Raw genomic sequence first — 21501 nt, forward strand, 5'->3', positions numbered from 1 at the left:
ATTATTCCATAATAGCTACTAGAGGAAGCGTGAATCTGAGCATTTAGTGATAAGGACTGAGCGAATTTTGCTCAGTTCTTCTTATTGATAAGTTCATTGTTTGAAATTACTTGCTTATAGGGAAAATGGATTCTAAATATAAGATTTACTACCAATGTAAATAAAGAGAGGGAGGAGTATATTTGAGTGTCCATCACATACTTTTGCTATTAATTATCGGGTACATTGTTTTTTCTATAGACAAGAAGCAAGAGTACTTTCCTGTCCCAACGGTATTAGTGCTAATAGGTATTACGCTGTCACCAATCAGTTATTTCGCGAACATATCAATAACAAAAGATCTTATATTTCATGTTTTCTTACCGGCACTTCTATTTATATCAGCTTATCAATTCCCAACAATGGCTTGGAAGAAGTATAAGTATATTATTGGAGGATTAGGAACGATAGGTCTGCTCTTAACAATAGCTATATTTGGTGGTTTTGTTTATTTAATTGGAAATTTATTTATTCAAATATCCATTATAGCTGCGTTACTGATTGCTGCTATTTTATCACCAACAGATCCTGTATCGGTTATAGCGATATTAAAGAAATCGTCTAGTGATCGGAACACGGCTGACATTGTGGAAGGGGAATCGTTGCTTAATGATGGGACAAGCATTGTAGTATTTGGTGTGCTTCTAAGTATGTTAACGCAAGGGACAACCTTTTCACTTAGTGGTTTCGTTAGTGAATTCTTACTTGTATCCTTAGGTGGTGTTGCGATTGGTATTGCATTCGGTTGGCTTATGAGCAAGGCAGTGCATTATACCGACCATCGTCAATATCAGGTGATGTTAAGTATCATTGTAGCTTATGGTAGCTTTTACTTAGGAGAATTAATGGACGTGTCAGGTGTACTTTCAACTGTTACAGCGGGAATGATGCTATCCTATGAATTTGGAAAAAATATAAAAGAGGATCATTTTCGAGATCAACTGGATGGATTTTGGGGAATTATCGAGCCAACAATCTTATCTATCATATTTCTACTTATAGGGATTCAATCAGCAAGGTACCTCGTTTTTTCAGAATGGCAGCTTGCTATTCTTCTATTTTTAGGATCGCTAATCGTACGATTTTTGGTAATTACAGCCATGACCCAATTTCATTCTACATGGAAAACGTACATGTCTCTAAGGGAATGTGCAGTAATAGCTTGGACCGGTATTAAAGGAACAATGTCAGTGGCACTAGTGTTAGGATTCGAAGCAGCTACTGATAAAAGTAGTGAATTCATATCCATCATTTTTGTTGTCATTTTACTATCATTAGTAATCCAAAGTGCAAGCGTATATCCATTAGTCAAAAGATTAAAAGGCTCATAAAAAGGTTTGGAAGCATATTATCTTCCAAACCTTTATTTTATACAAACATCCAGTTATATTCCAATGGGTTCAAAGGCCTTTAGGTCCTACTCTTATGGTACTAACAATCAGTGGGCGATAAACAAATTATAACTGATTGAAGTTTCACTTTATCTATTCTTCCAAAGGACTCATCTTTACTATTCATTCGATAATTTTAATACATCTAATAACTTAAAGAATAGGCCAAGGAATATGGCTACTATTGTAGCAAGCCCCATACCAGTTAGGGCTACTGAACCGATTTGAACTGTAGCACCGCTAATACCGATGACAAGGACGACACATGTTAGAATCAAATTCTGTGAGTGGTTATAGTCCACATTTGCTTCTACTAACATACGAATACCACTAGCTGCGATAATTCCAAATAGAAGTAAGGAAATCCCTCCCATAACTGCGGTTGGAATAGATGATATCAATGCAGCCAACTTTCCAACAAATGAAAGAATAATGGCTATAACGGAAGCTATTCCAATAATCCAGGTGGAATATACCTTTGTTATTGCTAGTACGCCAATGTTTTCACCATATGTCGTATTCGGTGTTGATCCAAAAAAGCTAGAGATGATCGTAGATATACCGTTACCAGCTAACGAGCGGTCTAATCCAGGTTCTTTCATCAAATCTTTTTTGACAATATTACCTGTTACGAATAGATGTCCAATATGTTCAGGTACAAGTACTAAAGCTGCTGGCAAAATTACTAGTATGGCAGACCAATCAAATTTCATGTGATAAAATTCTGGCATCGAGAACCATTTTGCCTCTTTAATAGCAGTTAAATCAACCAATCCAAAGAAATATGCAATAATATAGCCTGCAATAATTCCAATCAAAATAGGAATGATTTTTAAGAAGCCGCGCATTGTTACCCAACAAATTATTGTAATTGCAAGTGTCAAAAGTGAGACTACGGCTGTACTAGTGTCCATCGTCCAAGAAGCACCTGCGTCTTGGGGTGCGATCCATCCCGCCATCTCTGCAGCTGTTGGTACAAGTTCTAAACCGATAACAGCGACAATTGCTCCCATAGCGGCAGGTGGAAAAATTATATCAATCCAACTTGTTCCAATAAATTTAACAATTAATGCAATGATGGATAAAACAACACCTACTGCAAGGAATCCACCTAATACATAGCTATATCCGGTTCCGCCTCCGTAATTCTCTAATACGGCAAAAACTGGTGATATAAACGCAAAACTTGATCCTAAATATGCAGGTATTTTTCCTTTTGTAATAAATAAGTAAATTAGCGTTCCAATACCATTCATTAATAAAATGGTTGCAGGGTTAACACCGAATAAAATTGGAACTAATACAGTAGATCCAAACATTGCAAATAAGTGCTGTATACTAAGTGGTAAGCTTTTTAAAATGGGTAAACGTTCGTCTACTTGAATCTCTTTATATTGTGCCATGTTTCTTCCCCCTTTAAGAATTGGCCCAACAGTTACCGTGGGTGATTAAAAAAAGAAAAAAGCACCGAGCCGGTGTGTGGCAGGGTGCTTCTATAAAATGAGGTAGAACACGAAGTTCCTCCTGATTTTATTGAACAGAATTCCATCTGTTACACCTTGGCAGCCTCACAGGACTGAATTAAAGGTAACCGTATGAACTTATCTTAGATATTATCCCAATTTAAAGTGCTTCTGTCAATTCTTTTTTTATCATGTCAAAAAAACAAAAGACAGAGCATTTGCTTATAACCACTTCTGTAACTCTACTTTTAAAATTTTACCACTTGGGGTTTTGGGTAATTCATCTACAAAGGTAATCGATTGCGGATATGAAGTTCCATTGGTGCTATCTTTGCAAAAGTTAATGATATCTTGCTTCGTACTATCTGATTTGTTGTCAAGCACAATAAAGGCGTGAGCAATTTCTCCTAGTTCTTTATGCGGTAATGGGATGATAGCGGTCTCGGCAATGTGTGGGTGTTTCATTAAGATTTGCTCCAAGTTAGCAGTAGAAATGGTGCCCTGCTGATTTGGAATGTCTTTAAACGGTTCTTTCACATGAATATGACCTTGCTCATCTATAAATCCTTTATCACCTGTGAAAATCCAGCCATTTTTCATCATGTTTCGATTTTCGGCATGTTGCAAAGTTCCTTGCCCCTTTACGATAATGTCACCAATTTCAATTCCGTTATGCGCTACTTCCTCTCCCGAACTGTTTACGACGCGTATCTTTGTTTGACCCATGAAGATCCCACCTCAGTTCCAATTATCTAATAGTATACTTTATATTAAATTATATCACATTTACCTGTAAGCGTTTTACTTTTTGTGACTAAAAATATTTAGTTTGCTCGAAAATTGAGAATAATTGTAAAATGATTAGGATGATTGGAAGAAAGATTCAAACGTTTACCATGTGATAACGTAGAAAAACACGATAAGTATATATTCTAGTTGTACTTCTACTGATTATTAGCCTAAATATAAAAATTTTGATATGATTATTATATTGTTAAAATAGGTATAAGCGATTCTAAATAGTAATAATAACATTTTTGAGTTAATATGAAAGAGCGCTTTTCCTGTGAATTTTGTTAGTAAAATATAGGAAGGTGGAAGTTTTATGAGTTTAAACAAACCAAAAATAGTAGTTCTGGGCGCAGGCTATGCTGGATTGACAACAACAAAGCGTCTCTTACAAAAGCTATCACCGGAACAAGCAGAGATTGTACTAGTTAACAAACATAATTATCATTATGAATCTACTTGGTTACATGAGGTAGCTGCTGGAACAATTAATCCAAATCAAGCTCGTGTGATGATTAGTGATGTCATTAACCCAAATAAAGTAAGACTAGTTTATGATTCTGTTGTGAAAATCAACAAAGACGAGCAACGCGTTGTGTTGGAGAATAGTGAAATTGAATATGACTACTTAGTTGTTGGGCTTGGTTTTGAATCAAATGATTTTGGAATTAAAGGGATGGCAGAGCATGCTTTTGCTATTGAAGATATTGATTCCAGTCGTCTTATTAGTGAACACATAGAATATCAATTTGCTAAATATAACAACGAAGAGAACGTTGAGGATGAGAGCTTGCATATCCTTGTTGGTGGTGCAGGATTCACAGGCATTGAGTTTGTGGGCGAATTAGCTGATAGAGTGCCTGAGCTATGTAAAAAATATGACATAGATCGTAACAGAGTTAAAATTATAAATGTAGAAGCAGCTCCTTCTATCTTGCCAATGTTTGATAAAGAGTTAGTTGCATATGCCAAAAAATCCCTTGAAGATCGTGGTGTCGAGATTAAAATTGGTGCTGCCATTTCTGAATGTACAGAGGAAGGGTTTATTGTTGGAGACGATAAAGAGCTAATCAAAGCAGGTACTGTTGTGTGGACAGGTGGAGTGAAAGGTAGCTCTGTGTTAGGGAATTCAGGCTTTGAATTAACAAAAGGAAAAGTTAACGTTGACGCCGACTTACGTATGAAAGGTGAAGAGAATATTTTTGTTATTGGTGACTGTTCATGGGTTTGGAATAAAGAAGCAGATCGCCCGTATCCTCCTACTGGACAATTAGCAATGCAAGAAGCGGATGTTGTTGCTGCTAATCTAGCTGCACTTCTTACAAACCAACCTTTAACTGACTTTGTTTTTCATGACAAAGGTACGGTAGCTTCTCTAGGTATTTCTGATGGAATCGGAAATATATTTAATGATTACAAACTTCAGGGGAAAGCAGCAGCAGCAATGAAAAAAGTGGTAGATAACCGTTCTTTATTCCTTATGGGGGGAACAAAATTAGTTCTTAAAAAAGGTAAATTCCGTCCATTCTAAGACACTCATTTTATTAAAAAATAGCTACATCAAATGAGGAGGTATTTGGGAAATGAAAAATAAAACATTATGCGGATTATTTTTGGTCATAGCATCATTGGTTGGCTACAGACTTTTAAGTGATTATATGGAAGATTCGAGAGATTTTAGGTAAATGGTTGACCATCCAGGCGTTTATTTCGCTCGGATGGTTTTTTTGTCATTTGTAATTTTATCGAATGACATGATTATGACTTTCTCATACTAAAGGGAGGAGGTCATGTCATGAGAGCATTGTTACTTTGTATCAGTTTCATCGTTATTTGGACAAATACTGTTTTTGCTACTGAAATAGCTGAACATAAAGCGATACGTTTAGAAAAAGTAGAAGTGGATCAATATGCACTTAATCAGATTGATCCTCTATTTATTGATGAAAATAAATTGCATCAATTGGTTGATGACTTAAAGAAAAAAATCTATAAAGCACCAAAAAATGCGACCATAGCAAAGAGTGGTAACATTATTTTAGAAAAACCTGGTATAACAATTGATGAAGATCAATTTTACATTCAATTTAAAAAAACGTTTTATGACGATAAAGCAGACGGATTCCATATTCCTGTAGAGAAAGTGTATCCAAGAGTGGATAAAGCCCTATTAGAAGATATACGTACAAAGGAATTGGGGAATTATGTTACCTTTTATAAAAAGGGTAATGAAGAAAGGTCACATAATATTGCTCTAGCAGCTGAGGCAATAGATAATCACGTTGTATTTCCTGGAGAGATGTTTTCATTTAATAAAGTCGTAGGTGAACGTACCAAAAGTAGAGGATATAAACGTGCCCCTGTTATAGTAAAAGGTGAATTATCAGAAGATATTGGTGGAGGAATATGTCAAGTTTCATCAACACTGTTCAATGCGGTCGATTTAAAAGGTATTCAAATCGTTGAAAGATATGCACACAGTCGAAGCGTTCCCTATGTTCCCCCAGGTAGAGATGCAACGGTTAGTTGGTGGGGACCAGATTTCTCTTTCAAGAATATGTACAATGAACCGGTATTGATTCGAGCTCATGCTAGTAATGGAAAAATGTTAGTACGTATAACTTCATCAGATACAGTAGAGAATTTTACAGGTAGTTAGTGTGATGAATAGCAAAAGAAATGATCTCCAAGATTTTAGCTAGATCATGCCTTTCAAAACACCTTGACATACCTGGAAGCATCATATATGATTAGAACGAAATTGATAATCATTATCATTTACTAAACCAAGTCTACATAGATGATTTAGAGGAGTGATCTAGTTGAAGAAGCTTGCAATTATCTTATTGCTATTTTTGATAAGTTTGCTAGTTGCGTGTAATGATTCTTCTAATAAGGAGCAAGAAGAAAAAAACGGAGATTCTACATCTGACGCGCAAACAATTACAATTGAAGATGGTTTAGGTGAACAAACCCTTAAAGAAACACCTAAAAATATTGTTGTACTTGAATGGTCCTATGCTGAAGACCTAGTGGCATTAGGTATACAGCCAGCAGGTGTGGCTGATTTGGACGGATTTCATCAATGGGTTAATATCGATGAAAAATTCGATGATAGTGTAGTCGATGTTGGGACACGTCAGGAGCCGAATCTCGAAGCGATTTCCAGATTAAATCCGGATCTAATAATCGGTGTTAAATTTAGACATGAACCAATTTTAGATAGTTTAAAAGAGATTGCACCAGTAGTTACGTTTGCACCATATAGTGAAGAAGCTGTACAGGATCATTATCAAAACATGATTAACGAATTTCAGACCGTCGCTAAAATTGTTAATAAAGAAAAAGAAGCCGAGCAAGTAATATCAAATCTTGAAAGCTTTACGGAGGAGCAAAAGCAACGTATAACAGAAGCGGGCATTGATGGTTCATCTTATATTGCAACTCAAGCATTTACTGCACAAAACACACCGACAATGAGACTATTCACGGACAATTCCATTGTTGCAAATGTAATGGAGAATTTAGGATTTACGAATGCTTATCAATCAGATAATATAGAAACATATGGTTATAGCGAAGTGACAGTAGAAGCATTACAGAATTATCAAGATGAAGAGAATCTTCAATTCCTATATATTGTTCAAGAAGAGGATAATATTTTTGAGAATCAGCTTAAAGGAAATCCAGTATGGGAAGATTTAAGCTTTGTAAAAGCAGGTAATACACATGCACTTCCTGGAAATACATGGACTTTTGGTGGTGTTCTTTCTACTCAAGTACTAACAGAACAGTTAGTCAATGCGATGGTAAAAGAGTGATAGCATGAATACATCTTTTAAAAATACGATGAGAGCGGTTCTTACCTTTGGAGGAGGAGCCGCACTTTTATGTATCCTAACGTTCTTACATATTAATCAAGGTAGTGTATCGATTCCTTTACATACAGTGATAGAAGCTATTTTTTCTCCTCAGGATATTTTAGAACATCATACCGTTCGTTATCTCCGGCTACCACGTGCAGCTATGGGAGTTATTGCTGGAGGAGCCTTAGCTGTTGCTGGGGTTGTTTTACAAACAGTAACGAAGAATCCTTTAGCATCCGCCAGCACTTTAGGTATACACTCTGGAACATATTTTTCAGTCGTTGTGGCAACTGTCTTTTTACCTGGTGCTTTGTTTGGGGGAGGTATGATCGTTGCCTTTATCGGTGGTATAATTACCTTTTTAATTGTTTATGTCTTATCCGGAGGGAATAGTGCAACACCTGTACGAATGGTATTGGCTGGCATGATCGTTACCTTTTTATTTTCTTCTCTAACAAGTGTATTGCAATTGTTTTATGAAAATGAAACAGCCGGCTTATTTCTATGGGGATCAGGGACGTTGGTTCAAAATGGTTGGGACGGGGTTCAATTTTCATTGCCCATTATAATAGTTGGTTTATTAGGAATTGCACTAGTTAGTATGAGATTAGATACGCTTTCCTTAGGAGATGACGTGGCAACCTCATTAGGGCAAAAGGTAGTGACAGTGAAGTTTATTTCCATTTTAGCAGCCGTTTTATTAACGTCAGTAACTGTAAGCGTAGTTGGGCCGATTGGATTCGTTGGTTTAATCGCGCCACATATCGTTAAATTGATTGGTTATCGTAGGCATATCCCATTATTCATTGCCTCATTTATTTGGGGTGGGAATGTCTTGCTGGCGGCAGATGTCGTGGCCCGTGTAATCGATCCATCGTTTTCAGAACTCCCTGTGGGGGCTATAACAGCTTTAATAGGTGCACCGTGGTTAATTTATTTAGTATTTCGTATGAAACAAACAAACTACAGTGGTGATTCAACTTCTATTATTCCAGGGAAGTCTACTATTGGTATTTCCATGAAAATTTTACTACCTGTGTTAATCGGGTTGATCACTTTAGGTATCCTAGTTAGTTTAGCTTCTGGAAATTATGGTTTTGAACCAATTGTATCATTCCAGGCTTTATTTGCTGGGGAAAATGAATTCATGAAAAATTTAATTCTTGATTTACGATTGCCACGTGCTTTGGTGGCTTTAGCTAGTGGAATGGTATTAGCAGTTAGTGGATTAATTTTTCAAGGTGTTCTCAGAAATCCGTTAGCTGATCCGTCTGTAATTGGAATAACTTCTGGAGCGGGTGTAGGTGCTCTATTGACGATGTATGTCTTTGGTGTATCAGCAATATGGATACCTGTGGGAGCTATGATTGGTTCTTTAGTATTCTTTATTTTCGTAATGTTATTTGCAATCCGTGCTCAATTCCAACCGACGATCTTAGCTTTATTAGGTATTGGTATTTCAGCTTTTGGTTCGGCAATTATTCAAATTCTTGTCGTTCGAGCAGAATTAGGTGTGGCAGGTGCATTGACGTGGTTATCAGGATCAACCTATGCGAAGGGTTGGGTAGAGTTATTTCGTTATCTTATTTGGCCAATCGTCTTATTATTCCCGCTGCTTCTAGTGCGAATCCGTTTGTTAGACACCCTAGCACTTGGGGATGAAACAGCAAAAGGATTAGGTCTTGGAGTGACGTCATCCCGATTTCAATTAGCGTTAATCGCTACTATTTTAGCTGCTTGCAGTGTTGCAGCAACTGGTACAATTGGTTTTGTTGGGCTAATTGCTCCTCATTTTGCGAGGTTGTTAGTAGGTCCTTCTAATACACGATTGTTACCAGTTACCATGCTTATAGGAGGACTTTTACTTGTCATTGCAGATTTATTAAGCAGGACGTTGTTAGCTCCAAATGAGATTCCTTCAGGCATTTTGGTGGCAATTATCGGCGCACCATATTTCTTATGGCTTATGAAGAAAAGAGCTTCTTAAAAAAAAGATCTATACTTCTTGTTGAAGCAGGAGCTTTTAAAGAAATCCCTTTGTTTCTTTACAAGCCTTTTTTTATAGTCTAAGAAATTATAAAATTAGCCCATATGGATATATGAGCGTGTAGAGCTGCGTCAAGCGCAAGCGCCCATAAACGATGCGACTTCACAGATAGCCCTAAGCTAAGTTATCATCGGCTCGCAAACTCACCGTAATTCCTTTATCTTCGTTGACTCGCTCCAGTCGCTTGCACTTTTGTTCTGCCAATGTCGGGCTAAAATTACTCGCTTCCTATCGAAAAAAGTCCAAATCTCCTTAACAAATTAATGTAGTGAATATATTCTGCATAAAAAATGGCTGTCGAGACATTTTAACGACAGCCATTGTACTTTCTTGTTGAAGGTACTGCTTCAGACTACTATGCTTGCTTATGTGCTTCTATCTCAAAGTGAATTTTTACATCTTCACCAACTAGGACGCCACCTGTTTCTAATGCTGCGTTCCATGTTAGACCAAAATCCTTACGATTAATGGTAGTTTCTCCGCTAAAGCCCGCAACAATATTACCACTCATTGGATCTTTACTTTGACCTTCCATAACAACATTTAGCGTTACTGGTTTTTTCGTTCCACGAATCGCTAAATCACCTGTAATTTCATAATTATTTCCAGACTTTTTATGGATGTCGGTTGCAACAAATGTCATATTTGGGTGGTTTTCAACATCGAAAAAGTCAGCTGAACGTAAGTGATCGTCACGATCCTTATTACGCGTATCAATACTACCTACATCAATGGTAACTTCCAGCTTAGAACCTGTTAAATCATCCACATCAGCTTCAAATACCGCATTAAAATTATTAAATGAACCCTTTGCCTTTGAAATCATCATATGTTTTACTGAAAAACCAATCTCACTATGAACAGTGTCTATATTCCAAACAGTTTTACCCATGTAAATCCCTCCAATTATTAAATTTATCACTTTAATTACTTTATGTAACTTAGTATAAAATAATAAATTAATGTTGTCAAGTAACAATTTTAGAACCTATTTCAGTACTGGTTTTCCCTAATAGATAAAGATAAAACACGATGTAGACTATAGCGTGATTTACTCTAAAGCCGTTCCAAATAAAGGAATAAATGAAAATACTAATAGTAGGTAGATATGTTAAAAAATCTTAATGGATGAAAAACTTCCATCGTTGGAGGGGGGATTAAAATGGATAAAGGGACAATAGCTAGAACCATCGCACTCGTAATTGCCTTAACAAATCAATTTTTAGTTATTTTTGGAAGGTCGCCATTACCAATAGATAGTGAACTGCTTGAGAACACAGTATCAGCAATTTTTACAATCGTTACCTCATTAATAGCGTGGTTTAAGAATAATTACGTTACAAGTATAGGGATGAAGCAAAAGCAGCTAATTAAGGAAAATGGGCTAACATCAGCAAGTAAAAGAAAAAAGAAAAGTTAAGTTAATGTAGCAGTGGGAATATCCTTCCCACTGTATTACATGAGATTATTAGAACAATTGTTTTTCTAATGAAAATATTCTTATTTTTGTTATAATATGTAGTTAGGGTGATTAATTTAATTTTAAATAGAGGGGCGATTTAATGGAACAGACGTTACATCCTACATGGGATCTAGACGTGATTTTTCCCGGAGGTAGTGACTCAAAAGCATTTCATACATATTTACAATCCACACAGGAAGAAATGAAAAACCTTTTTAACACGGTATCTTACTTTTCTCCTAAGAAACGAGACGGAGATAAAGAAACATTAGTGTTACTTATTAAACAATTGGAAGCAACGATGAAGAAAGTACGAGAAGCATTTGCTTTTATAAGCTGTTTAAGTGCACAGAATCTTAAAGACGAGAAAGCAAATTTATTAGTCAGTAGACGCCATGAAATAAAAGCCGAAATGGATACGATTCAAACGACATTTGAACAAAAACTAGTCGACATTCCTGACATCGTATGGGACCAACTTGTAAAAAGTGAGGATTTAGTTGATGTAGCATATGTGTTAGAAGAATTTAGAAATCATGCAAACGAACAATTGGTGCGAGATCAAGAGGTTCTTATCAATGATCTGGCAATTGATGGATATCACGCTTGGGGACAAATGTACGATGTGATTATAGGAAATATGAGTGTAGATATGGTAGAGGATGGGGAAACGAAAAGCTATTCTATTGGGCAGGCTACAAATAAACTAACACACCCAAACCGTTCATATCGTAAGCAAGTGTTTCAACAGCTAGATAAAGCTTGGAAGAATAACGCCAGTTTATTTGGTCAAACATTAAACCACCTAGCTGGCTTTCGTTTACAAACATATAAGCATAGAAATTGGAATGAAGTTTTGCAAGAACCATTGGCTTTGAACCGTATGAGAAAAGAAACATTAGATGCGATGTGGACTGCAATAAAAAAATATAAGCATCCCTTTGTAGAGTATCTTATGAACAAGGCCAAACTACTTGGACTTAACAAACTAAGTATTTATGATGTTGGAGCACCAGTAAACAAAGTGGTTAAGACTTCGTCGTTTGAAGAAGGAGCTGACTTTATTGTCGAACATTTTAATCAGTTTAGTCCCCAAATGGCTGATTTTGCGAAAATGGCCTTTGAAAATAGGTGGATTGAGGCTGAGGATCGTCCAAATAAGCGTCCGGGAGGATTTTGTACAAGTTTCCCTGATAGTAAGCAAACACGCATTTTTATGACTTATTCAGGTACTTCATCTAATATTGCAACGTTAGCTCATGAGTTAGGGCATGCTTATCATCAACATGTAATGAATGATGTAAATGGACTTAATCAACGGTATGCAATGAATGTTGCTGAAACAGCGTCAACATTTGCTGAAATGGTTGTTGCAGATGCGTCGGTAAAAAGCGCACGTTCGATTGCGGAAAAGAAAAGTTTATTAGAGGATAAGATTCAGCGGAGCATTGCTTTTTTTATGAATATACATTCCCGTTTTATCTTTGAAAGGCGTTTTTATGAAGAAAGGAAACAAGGATTAGTGCCAGTGAAAAGATTAAACGATTTGATGATAGAAGCACAGAAAGAGGCATATTGTGATGCATTATCGGAGTATGATCCTAATTTTTGGGCATCTAAATTACATTTTCACATAACAAGGGTGCCATTTTACAATTTCCCTTATACATTTGGTTATCTTTTCAGTCTAGGTATCTATGCAAAAGCACAAGAAAACGAAGATAGTTTTGAAGATGCATATATTTCGCTTTTAAGGGATACTGGTCGCATGAACGTAGAGGATCTTGCTAAAAAACATTTGGATACAGATTTAACTAAGCCTGAATTCTGGGAAGCTGCTATTCAATTATGTGTCAATGATGTTGACGAATATCTTTCGTTGTAACGCTGTTGTGTTTTTACGATATGTCATGTACAATACTTGTAGTAAATAGGCAGTGAAAAGTAGTTTCTTATTTATTCCACATGTAACTGATAGTAAGAACCCCACTTCAAGGAATAAAGTGAAACCATTATTGGTAAGTGGGGGAATCGACTGCCGGTAAATGTCTGATTAGTTTATCTCTCAATCAGAGGTATAAACAAAAACCCCCACTGATTGAAGTTTCACTAAACAGTAAGACAAAAGAAGCAAATATAAGTTAGAAGCCTACAGGGGGAGCCAATTGGCTGAGAGTGAACATAACTGTTCTTACCCTTTGAACCTGTTAGTTAGTACTAGCGTAGGGATGGTGGCTTTTTTGATGGACAGAAAAGTAATGTGAGCAGATTCCCCATCAGGAAGTCTTCCCCTTGGCATTGCTTTTTTTGTATGGATAAGTTACTTAACTGCATAAAAAAGGGGAGGAGAAAGATATGAGGCGCACATTATTTTTAGTAGAAGTAGCCATTTTTGCAGCTTTTGCATTTTTATTGGATTTTATACCATTTTTATCATTTAAGGTTTGGGCTCAAGGTGGCTCCATATCCTTTGCGATGATACCGATTTTTATTGTCGCATTTCGCTGGGGGGTCAAGGGCGGTTTATTAGCTGGATTGCTGTTGGGAGGATTACAATTATTATTTGGGCCAACAGTCTTCGTACCCCTACAAGGGTTCTTAGATTATATTGTTGCGTTTACCGTATTAGGTTTTGCAGGAATTTTTGCAAAACCTGTCCAAGCAGCAGTTAAAGAAGGAAAAACGAAAACAAGCCTATATTATATTGCTGTAGGCGTGTTTTTAGGATCAGCTTTACGCTTTTTAGCCCATTTCACTGGAGGGATTGTATTCTTTGGTGAATTTGCGCCAGAAGGTCAGCCTGTATGGTTATACTCGTTGCTATATAACGGGTCGTACATGTTACCTGGCTTTATATTAAGTACGGTTCTTGTGTTCTTTTTATTTCAAAAACAACCACGTACACTATTACGTATGTCCGCTTAATCTAGGAGTTTTCCTCATAATAAATATACGAAGATTAGTGGGTAGTTATTGACTCGAGGATTTTGCCCACTATTTTCTATTTAGTAGTTTAGAGTTATAGTGAGAGGTGAAATCAAGCTTAATCAATTGCGGCAATTATTATCGAGACTGATAAAATGATTATTCAGAGTAAGAAATATTTTGTTTTTTCCCAAGCTCTTTATTATCTTTATTTCATAACAAAAGCGCATTAGAAACGTAGCGACTGGAGCTAGTCAGCTCGTAGGGCGGGCGATTGTGAAGTCACATCGTTTCTGGGCGCTGGAGCTGGACGCGGCTCAACACGCCCCTATTTATCCAAATGGGTAAATTTTATATTTTCTTCCTAGACTATGAGAAAAGCTGCTTCACCCAATTAGAATTGGTGAAACAGCATTGATAACTTGCCTATCATAAGCAAGTTATCTTTTTCTTACTGACAGATTAAAACGTTTAATTATGAAAAACTACTGTATAGTAGAGATTTATGCTTTTATTGTAAATACCTATTAACTTCCTCATGGTTAGTTACAATCAAGAGTACTTTTCCTTCATCCATATCTTCCTCATAGTTTTCAGCTTCTGCTTGAGAGAATCCTATTTCGGTTAATTTCGTTCTTAGTTCATCACCTTGTGTACTAAAAAGATTACCAACGGCATGTCCAATATCCATTTCCCTTATTCCTATGGTATTCGCATCCGCACCATCAGCTATTCGGTTTGTTCGATCATCATCATGGGATAAAACATACACATCTTCTTTATGAATACCTTTATCCTTTAGTATTTGAATAGCTTCCTTTAATTGCTGATCATTTGTATATTCTTTTATAAATGGTTTCATTAAAATTACCTCCTTATCAATCTTTCATTATTATCATACCCAACGCTAGAAGAACTAAACATGTACGAATTGCATAGGCTATAGCACATCCATTGGAGAGGAAGAGGTTGGCGTGGAGCTTTCAATATCCCATATTTTATATGGTTTGTTTACCTTACTAATTATAGGCACAATGGTCATGCGGAAGGGAATCGTATTACCAACGTTATTTGGTACATTTATTATTGCGTGGGTTTATAAAGGTAGTCTAATTGCTGGATTTACCGCAATATTTCATGCAAATCTTGTAGCAGCACAAGAACTATTTAGTATTTTTTTAATCATCACCTTTATGCTCGCGTTATTAAATTCATTACGTGATTTAGGTGCAGATAAACGAATGATTCAGCCAATACAAAAAATAATGGTAAATGGTCATATATCTTATTTTGTTTTAGTTATTGCTACCTATTTGATATCTCTATTCTTTTGGCCAACACCAGCAGTACCCCTAATATGTGCGCTTTTGGTACCCGCTGCAATCCGAGCAGGTCTACCAGCAATTACGGCTGCAGTAGCAATAGCAATAGCTGGTCAAGGAATGGCACTTTCCTCTGATTATATTGTGCAAGTTGCCCCCAATTTATCTGCTACCTCAGCAGGAGTAGAAACAGCTGTGGTTGCCGATCAAGCACTTATTTTGTCACTTATAACAGGTGGTATTGCTATTATGCTTGCTTATATAATGTATCGAAAAACAATTCGATCGAAGGAGGATGTGCGAAACAACATAGAACTTGAAAACATTCAAACAACAAAGGAGTATACACAAAGTCAACATACGAATGAACTACGTGTATGGAGTAAATTATTTGCTATTCTTGTCCCTTTGGCATTAACTGGTGTCGTTAGCTACATGGTTTATGAAAAGCTTAATACAGGAAGAATGAGCGGATTAGAAGGAAGAGATGGAGCAGCATTTATTGGTGGTGTTGCAGTTATCTTGCTATTATTATCGACCATTGCATTTCGTAGGCAGCATGCGCTCGATTATATAACAACACATATAACAGATGGATTTGTTTTTGCTTTTAAGGCAATGGGTCCGGTTATTCCAATTGCTGGATTTTTCTTTTTAGGTAGTTCAGACTTTGCAGGAGCTATTTTAGGTATGGAGAAGCGTTCACCTGCATTCCTATTTGATCTCGTTCAATCGATTCAAGAATATCTTCCACAAAGTGCATTGTTAGCTGGATTCAGCGTTTTGCTTATTGGTATTATTACAGGGCTTGATGGCTCTGGTTTTTCAGGGCTTCCACTTACTGGTTCTCTAGCGGCATCATTACAAAACGGTTCCATTGATGCAACCACCCTTGCAGCAATAGGGCAAATGGGTTCGATATGGACTGGTGGTGGTACGCTCGTTGCATGGTCTTCTTTAATCGCTATTGCTGGTTTTTGTGGTGTATCGGTAATGGAATTAGTACGTAAAAACTTTATACCTGTTATCGTAGGATTAGTCATTACAACAATTGTAGCTGTAGTTATTTTATCCCGCATATAACTGGCAGTAAGCCCCCACTTCAAGCAATAAAGTGAACCCAAAATGGATAAGTGGGGGATAAACAACCTCCCCACTGATTGAAGTTTCACGTTTTATAAATTGTATGAATGGACTCAAATAAAAAGGTGATCCCTTATTAAATATCCTTCCTGTATAAATAAGGGATTACCTTTTAAACCATACATAAGGGTTGAATGAATCATGTAAAAGCAGAAAGACAGTACTAAAATAAAGCGTATTCACATATTCTCATACAGATACGTCTTAAAAAAATTACGTGCTAAAATTGGACGGGTCTTTACTTGATAAAGGAGGGATAAAGAAGTGTCAGGTATTTTAGTTGCATTAATAGGTATGATCGTTTTTGCATTAGGTTATCGCTACTATTCGCGTTTTGTAGCGAAAAAAATTTTTAAACTTGATCCAACCTATGTGACACCAGCACATCGTTACAGTGATGGAGTGGACTTTGTTCCCACAAATAAATTCGTACTATGGGGGCATCATTTTACTTCGGTTGCTGGTGCTGCACCAATATTGGGTCCGGCAATTGCCGTTTATTGGGGATGGCTGCCAGCTTTTCTGTGGGTAATACTTGGAACTGTATTTGCTGCGGGTGTGCATGATTTTGGAACATTGGTCTTGTCAGTACGAAATAAAGGTCAATCTGTAGGTACATTAGCACATCGTTTAATTGGTCAACGAGCGAAGATACTGTTTTTATTTATCATTTTAATTCTAGTGTTAATGGTCAATGCGGTCTTTGCATGGGTAATTTCAAATTTATTTATATCTTACCCAGCAAGTGTGCTTCCTGTATTTATTCAAATCCCATTAGCTATCTGGATCGGTTATGCTGTATATAAACGAAACAGAAAAATGCTTATTCCATCCGTGTTAGCATTAGCAATTATGTATTTAACTGCAATTGTTGCTAGTAAGGTAGAATTTCTTCAATTTGATCTCGTTCATTATATGGGTGGTGAAGCTGGAGCTGGTTTATTTGGTTTAGGAGCGGTTTCTTCGGCATTTTTAATTTGGATCGTCATTTTGATGATTTATGTCTATATTGCCTCAACACTTCCGGTTTGGAAATTATTACAGCCACGAGATTTTATTAATTCACATCAGCTTGTAGTGGGACTAGGAATTCTTTACTTAGGATTATTATTTACTAACCCAGAAATAACTGCTCCAGCTACGAATGCTAACCCAGATACACCTTGGCTTCCCTTATTATTTATTACGATAGCATGCGGGGCAATTTCAGGTTTTCATGGACTTGTTTCATCAGGAACATCGTCAAAGCAATTGAATAGGGAAACAGATGCGAGATTTGTAGGCTACTTAGGAGCAGTAGGTGAAGGAATATTAGCATTAGTATCGATTCTTGCTGTTGCTACTTTTTTTGCTAGTACCGATGAATTTATGGCTACCTATAGCAGCTTCTCTGATGCCAATGCTTCTGGACTTGGTACCTTTGTTGAAGGGGCCGCTGTTCTGGCAGGGGGACTTGCCATTCCTCCAGATGTAGCAGTTACGATTGTATCGATTATTGTCGTTAGTTTCGCAGCTACGACTTTAGATACTTCTGTTCGACTCATGCGTTACATCATTGCTGAATTAGGTAGTGAGTATAATCTTCCAGTGTTAACACGGACACATGTGGCAACAACTGTGGCAGTTGCATCGAGTGCTGCGCTTGTATTATTACCAGAAGGTCCGAAAGGATTTGGGTCTGGAGGTTATCAACTTTGGCCACTATTTGGTACAGCCAATCAGTTACTGGCAGGGATTAGTTTGATGCTTATCGCAGTTTGGTTGAAACGATTAGGGCGAAACTATGCAGTTGTATTCATACCAATGGTGTTCTTAATGTTTATGACACTTTATGCGATGTTCCAGCAGGTTTTATTTGAATGGTCGTGGTTAGGCTCATCTCCTGATATATTATTATTTATTTTTGGTGCAATTATCTTTATATTTGCACTTTGGATAAGTATAACTGCATTCTCTGTATTGAGAGGAAACGATGGGAAACCATTGGATGATGACAATTAATGAAGGGCGTGTCTTCTATAAAAAATCGCCTAGATTAAAGTAACTGGAATATACGAGACATCTGTTGGAAGCGTGAGCGTGTGTGTGTGAATCCTCTGAAGAGAGATTGCAGGAGAGCCTAGCAGTTAGAAGGGAATACAATTCAGTCATGTTGGAAAAGGGCTAGTTTTTATCCCACATATAACTGGCAGTAAGACCCCCACTTCAAGCAATCAAGTAAAAACAACATAGGTAAGTGAGGGATTGACTGCCAGTAAATGTCCGATGGTTTCAAAGGTCTTTAGGTCATACCCTTGTGGTACTGATCCCATTCGTGGGGGATAAACAAAACCTCCACTGATTGAAGTTTCACTTTTTGACAGCCCCTTTTTCGGTGAAGGAGTGATTACATGTTTAAACATTGGAAGCGGTGCATTCAATGGTATGAGGAAATGATTAGCATGCCCCATCGTCAAGAAATCGCCCGAGAACTTAGGCAAGAAGATGATGTGTTTCTCTTACTACTATATTCAGAAATGATTGGCATTCCTAATCCAGTCTACTATTATACATTAGAACTCTATCCGTACATAGTGGAGAATTTTCATGATTGGCATTTGCGAATGGGGATGGAAAAATCACCTTTATCCGGTATTCGGTGCTGTTAATAAAAATCAAAAGGAGATTCAAATGGCAACGTTACTAAATAAGATTGTATTTATTGGCGGAAAAGGGGGAGTGGGTAAATCTACATCTGCAGCAGCACTTGCATGGGAAGCTGCAAGATTAAACAAGAAAACTTTGCTCATTTCTACAGACCCTGCTCATAATCTAGGAGATATTTTCAAACGGGAAATTGGCGGGCAAATAACCCAAATCACTAGATTATTATCTGCTATCGAAATTGATCCTGAAAAAGAAACGAACAACTATATAATGGGTGTAAAGGAAAATATTAAAAAGATGATGCATGCTGGGATGATTGAAGAAGTGAATCGGCAATTAGATACAGCTAAAGCTTCTCCTGGTGCAGATGAATCAGCGTTATTTAACAAACTTATTTCTATAATTATTGATGAACAGGATCATTATGATCATTTAATAGTTGACACAGCACCTACTGGTCATACAATACGACTTCTTACCCTTCCTGAACTTATGGGCATTTGGATAGATGGATTATTACAGCGAAGGAGGAAAACAAATCAGAATTATAGTCAGCTTTTAAATGATGGCGATCCTGTCGAAGATCCAATATATGATGTACTTAGCCAACGACAGAAGCGTTTTTCTAAGGCTAGAGAACTGCTTTTAGATCAAGCTAATACAAGCTTTATATTTGTTCTCAACCCGGAGCGGCTACCGATTGTGGAAACAAAGAAAGCAATTCAATTACTTGAAAAATATCATTTACATGTGAAAACATTAATCATAAATAAATTGTTACCAGAGCAAGCTGATGGTGAATTTTTGATACAACGTAAGGAATATGAGCAAAAGTATGTACATCAGATCGAATGTACATTTCCTAGCCAGGAAAAGATCTATGTTCCGTTATTTTCTCATGATATTATAGATATACAGCAACTAGAATTATTTGGTTCATACTATCAAAAGCACGATTTACTATTTAGCTAGCAATGGTAATACATGTGTAGAAGGGGAGAAGCGACTAATGATGAAGGGTTTTGTACATGAAGATGAAAAACTGTTAATACGTGAAATGAGTGTCCCAGTCCCAAAAGGCACTGAGGTAGTAGTTTCTTTAAAAACAGCAGGATTAAACCGCCGTGATTTGTATATTCCTAACCGAAGAAAAGGAAAGAAAGAGCCTTTAATATTAGGATCAGATGGAGCAGGTATAGTTGAGCAGGTAGGTGATGAAGTAGACCATTTTCAACCAGGTGATGAGGTTATTATCAATCCTGCATTACGATGGGAGGCTAATAGTGACGCTCCACCTCAGGGATTTGACATTTTAGGTATGCCTGATCATGGTACGTTCGCTGAAAAGATTGCCATAGACGCAGCGCAATTAGAAGACAAGCCACAACATCTTTCCTGGGAAGAAGCCGGCGTTTTAGCGCTTTCTGGATTAACAGGATATCGCGCATTAGTCACAAAGGGACAAATAAAGAAAGGCGAAACTATATTTATTACGGGGGCTGGTAGTGGCGTATCAACATTTATTATTTCCTTTGCAAAGAATATGGGAGCAAAGGTTATTGTAACGTCTCGAAGTGAAAAGAAATTACAGCAGGCAAAAGCATTGGGAGCAGATATTACGCTCAGTAATGATGTTAATTGGACGGAGGCTTTAGCCGATGAAACGGTTGACCTTGTTATAGATAGTGTTGGACGGGCAACCTTTCAACGTTCATTAGAAGTATTAAGAAAAGGAGGGAGAATGGTAGTTTTTGGAGCAACTACAGAAGACATGATTCATCTGAATTTGCGGGAATTCTTTTATGGTCAATATCAATTACTAGGTTCGACGATGGGGAGTAGAGAGGAGCTTCGTGCTATGCTTAATCATATTGTGCAATATAATGTACACCCAATCGTAGATAGCACGTTCTCATTGTCAAATATTCAAAAGGCGTTTGATCATTTAGAGGAAAACAAGCAGTTTGGTAAAATAGCGATTAACCTTACGTAAATAGGGAATAAATCGTAACTATTAAAAAACAGGCTTGCAATATGCTGCGAGCCTGTTTTTTAATAGTCTAGGAAATGAAGGAATTTATAAAATTAACCCATGTGGATAAATGGGCATGTTGAGCCATGTCTAGCTCCAGTGCCCAGAAACGAGGCGGCTACACAAATCACTCGCCCTAATCTAAGTCATCATCGTCTTGCAAGCACACCGTGATTTCTTTATATCTGTTGACTCGCCTAAGTCGCTACGTTTCTATTCGAGCGCTTGCGCTTTTGTTCTAAGTTAAGAAAGTATAAAATCAGTGCAATGACTGCGTTAAGCCAAGTAGTTATTTTGAAATGTTGGATGTATATTGGGCAATGCTCCGACTAATTACTTCGCTTTCCGCGGGCACGGCCTCAACTAACTTTGCAAA

17 protein-coding genes and 1 riboswitch are annotated in these 21501 nt (G+C 37.1%); of the genes, 13 read left to right on the top strand and 4 right to left on the bottom strand.

Annotated features, from left to right (window positions below):
* The first annotated feature begins 182 nt into the window (after positions 1-182).
* Complete coding sequence (locus JUJ52_RS19025; RefSeq protein ID WP_026679625.1) at positions 183-1370, top strand: cation:proton antiporter; 1188 nt, start codon at positions 183-185, stop codon at positions 1368-1370.
* A gap of 179 nt (positions 1371-1549) precedes the next feature.
* Here the strand turns inward: JUJ52_RS19025 and uraA are convergent, their stop codons facing one another.
* Positions 1550-2833: a uracil permease gene (uraA, locus tag JUJ52_RS19030; protein ID WP_205388490.1), complete on the bottom strand. Its 1284-nt coding sequence runs from the start codon at positions 2831-2833 to the stop codon at positions 1550-1552.
* 282 nt (positions 2834-3115) lie between these two features.
* Positions 3116-3619 carry an AMP-binding enzyme gene (locus tag JUJ52_RS19035; RefSeq protein WP_026679623.1) on the bottom strand — a complete coding sequence of 168 codons (504 nt, stop codon included), beginning with the start codon at positions 3617-3619 and terminating at the stop codon, positions 3116-3118.
* 379 nt (positions 3620-3998) lie between these two features.
* On the opposite strand from JUJ52_RS19035, the gene JUJ52_RS19040 reads away from it, so the two are divergent.
* From JUJ52_RS19040 to JUJ52_RS19055, 4 genes are all read left to right on the top strand, one after another.
* Positions 3999-5213, top strand: coding sequence for an NAD(P)/FAD-dependent oxidoreductase (locus JUJ52_RS19040; RefSeq protein WP_026679622.1), 1215 nt, complete (start codon positions 3999-4001; stop codon positions 5211-5213).
* Positions 5214-5477: 264 nt separating this feature from the next.
* Positions 5478-6341, top strand: coding sequence for a VanW family protein (locus JUJ52_RS19045; RefSeq protein ID WP_166530393.1), 864 nt, complete (start codon positions 5478-5480; stop codon positions 6339-6341).
* 163 nt (positions 6342-6504) lie between these two features.
* Positions 6505-7503 carry an ABC transporter substrate-binding protein gene (locus JUJ52_RS19050; RefSeq protein WP_205388491.1) on the top strand — a complete coding sequence of 333 codons (999 nt, stop codon included), beginning with the start codon at positions 6505-6507 and terminating at the stop codon, positions 7501-7503.
* A gap of 4 nt (positions 7504-7507) precedes the next feature.
* Positions 7508-9535 (top strand): iron ABC transporter permease, encoded by a 2028-nt coding sequence (locus tag JUJ52_RS19055; protein WP_026680704.1) that lies wholly within the window; start codon positions 7508-7510, stop codon positions 9533-9535.
* Between the two features lie 415 nt (positions 9536-9950).
* Here the strand turns inward: JUJ52_RS19055 and JUJ52_RS19060 are convergent, their stop codons facing one another.
* Positions 9951-10487: a YceI family protein gene (locus JUJ52_RS19060; protein ID WP_121605014.1), complete on the bottom strand. Its 537-nt coding sequence runs from the start codon at positions 10485-10487 to the stop codon at positions 9951-9953.
* A gap of 270 nt (positions 10488-10757) precedes the next feature.
* Between JUJ52_RS19060 and JUJ52_RS19065 the strand changes: the two genes are divergently transcribed.
* The 3 genes from JUJ52_RS19065 to thiT all read left to right on the top strand — a co-directional run bounded on the left by JUJ52_RS19065 (position 10758) and on the right by thiT (position 13982).
* On the top strand, positions 10758-11015 hold the full coding sequence (locus tag JUJ52_RS19065) for a phage holin (RefSeq protein WP_121605015.1): 258 nt from the start codon (positions 10758-10760) through the stop codon (positions 11013-11015).
* A gap of 142 nt (positions 11016-11157) precedes the next feature.
* Positions 11158-12942 carry a M3 family oligoendopeptidase gene (locus tag JUJ52_RS19070; protein WP_205388492.1) on the top strand — a complete coding sequence of 595 codons (1785 nt, stop codon included), beginning with the start codon at positions 11158-11160 and terminating at the stop codon, positions 12940-12942.
* 259 nt (positions 12943-13201) lie between these two features.
* Positions 13202-13303: riboswitch (TPP riboswitch) on the top strand.
* A 109-nt stretch (positions 13304-13412) separates the two neighbouring features.
* Complete coding sequence (gene thiT, locus JUJ52_RS19075) at positions 13413-13982, top strand: energy-coupled thiamine transporter ThiT (protein ID WP_026680708.1); 570 nt, start codon at positions 13413-13415, stop codon at positions 13980-13982.
* A 511-nt stretch (positions 13983-14493) separates the two neighbouring features.
* On the opposite strand, the gene JUJ52_RS19080 is transcribed toward thiT, so the two are convergent.
* Positions 14494-14844, bottom strand: a complete 351-nt coding sequence (locus JUJ52_RS19080) for a YflT domain-containing protein (protein WP_026680709.1) — start codon at positions 14842-14844, stop codon at positions 14494-14496.
* Between the two features lie 112 nt (positions 14845-14956).
* On the opposite strand from JUJ52_RS19080, the gene JUJ52_RS19085 reads away from it, so the two are divergent.
* The 5 genes from JUJ52_RS19085 (at position 14957) to JUJ52_RS19105 (ending at position 21086) form a co-directional block, all read left to right on the top strand.
* Positions 14957-16387 carry a hypothetical protein gene (locus JUJ52_RS19085; protein WP_205388493.1) on the top strand — a complete coding sequence of 477 codons (1431 nt, stop codon included), beginning with the start codon at positions 14957-14959 and terminating at the stop codon, positions 16385-16387.
* A gap of 324 nt (positions 16388-16711) precedes the next feature.
* Positions 16712-18448, top strand: coding sequence for a carbon starvation CstA family protein (locus JUJ52_RS19090; protein WP_205388494.1), 1737 nt, complete (start codon positions 16712-16714; stop codon positions 18446-18448).
* 389 nt (positions 18449-18837) lie between these two features.
* On the top strand, positions 18838-19095 hold the full coding sequence (locus JUJ52_RS19095; RefSeq protein ID WP_121605020.1) for a cory-CC-star protein: 258 nt from the start codon (positions 18838-18840) through the stop codon (positions 19093-19095).
* Positions 19096-19117: 22 nt separating this feature from the next.
* Positions 19118-20065 (top strand): ArsA family ATPase, encoded by a 948-nt coding sequence (locus JUJ52_RS19100; RefSeq protein WP_121605021.1) that lies wholly within the window; start codon positions 19118-19120, stop codon positions 20063-20065.
* Between the two features lie 40 nt (positions 20066-20105).
* The gene (locus JUJ52_RS19105; RefSeq protein ID WP_026680714.1) at positions 20106-21086 is read left to right on the top strand and encodes a zinc-binding dehydrogenase; all 981 of its coding nucleotides are present in this window, start codon (positions 20106-20108) and stop codon (positions 21084-21086) included.
* The last annotated feature ends 415 nt before the right edge of the window (positions 21087-21501 follow it).

It is taken from the genome of Virgibacillus sp. AGTR (assembly GCF_016919725.2).
Classification (GTDB): Bacteria; Bacillota; Bacilli; order Bacillales; family Amphibacillaceae; genus Virgibacillus; species Virgibacillus salarius.

Bases quoted from the DNA above. Each gene is read 5' to 3' on its own strand.
- JUJ52_RS19100 (WP_121605021.1), top strand. From the start codon at position 19,118: ATGGCAACGTTACTAAATAAGATTGTATTTATTGGCGGAAAAGGGGGA.
- JUJ52_RS19045 (WP_166530393.1), top strand. From the start codon at position 5,478: ATGAGAGCATTGTTACTTTGTATCAGTTTCATCGTTATTTGGACAAAT.
- JUJ52_RS19065 (WP_121605015.1), top strand. From the start codon at position 10,758: ATGGATAAAGGGACAATAGCTAGAACCATCGCACTCGTAATTGCCTTA.
- JUJ52_RS19040 (WP_026679622.1), top strand. From the start codon at position 3,999: ATGAGTTTAAACAAACCAAAAATAGTAGTTCTGGGCGCAGGCTATGCT.
- thiT (WP_026680708.1), top strand. From the start codon at position 13,413: ATGAGGCGCACATTATTTTTAGTAGAAGTAGCCATTTTTGCAGCTTTT.
- JUJ52_RS19035 (WP_026679623.1), bottom strand. From the start codon at position 3,619: ATGGGTCAAACAAAGATACGCGTCGTAAACAGTTCGGGAGAGGAAGTA.
- JUJ52_RS19095 (WP_121605020.1), top strand. From the start codon at position 18,838: ATGTTTAAACATTGGAAGCGGTGCATTCAATGGTATGAGGAAATGATT.
- uraA (WP_205388490.1), bottom strand. From the start codon at position 2,833: ATGGCACAATATAAAGAGATTCAAGTAGACGAACGTTTACCCATTTTA.
- JUJ52_RS19105 (WP_026680714.1), top strand. From the start codon at position 20,106: ATGAAGGGTTTTGTACATGAAGATGAAAAACTGTTAATACGTGAAATG.
- JUJ52_RS19070 (WP_205388492.1), top strand. From the start codon at position 11,158: ATGGAACAGACGTTACATCCTACATGGGATCTAGACGTGATTTTTCCC.
- JUJ52_RS19055 (WP_026680704.1), top strand. From the start codon at position 7,508: ATGAATACATCTTTTAAAAATACGATGAGAGCGGTTCTTACCTTTGGA.
- JUJ52_RS19080 (WP_026680709.1), bottom strand. From the start codon at position 14,844: ATGAAACCATTTATAAAAGAATATACAAATGATCAGCAATTAAAGGAA.
- JUJ52_RS19060 (WP_121605014.1), bottom strand. From the start codon at position 10,487: ATGGGTAAAACTGTTTGGAATATAGACACTGTTCATAGTGAGATTGGT.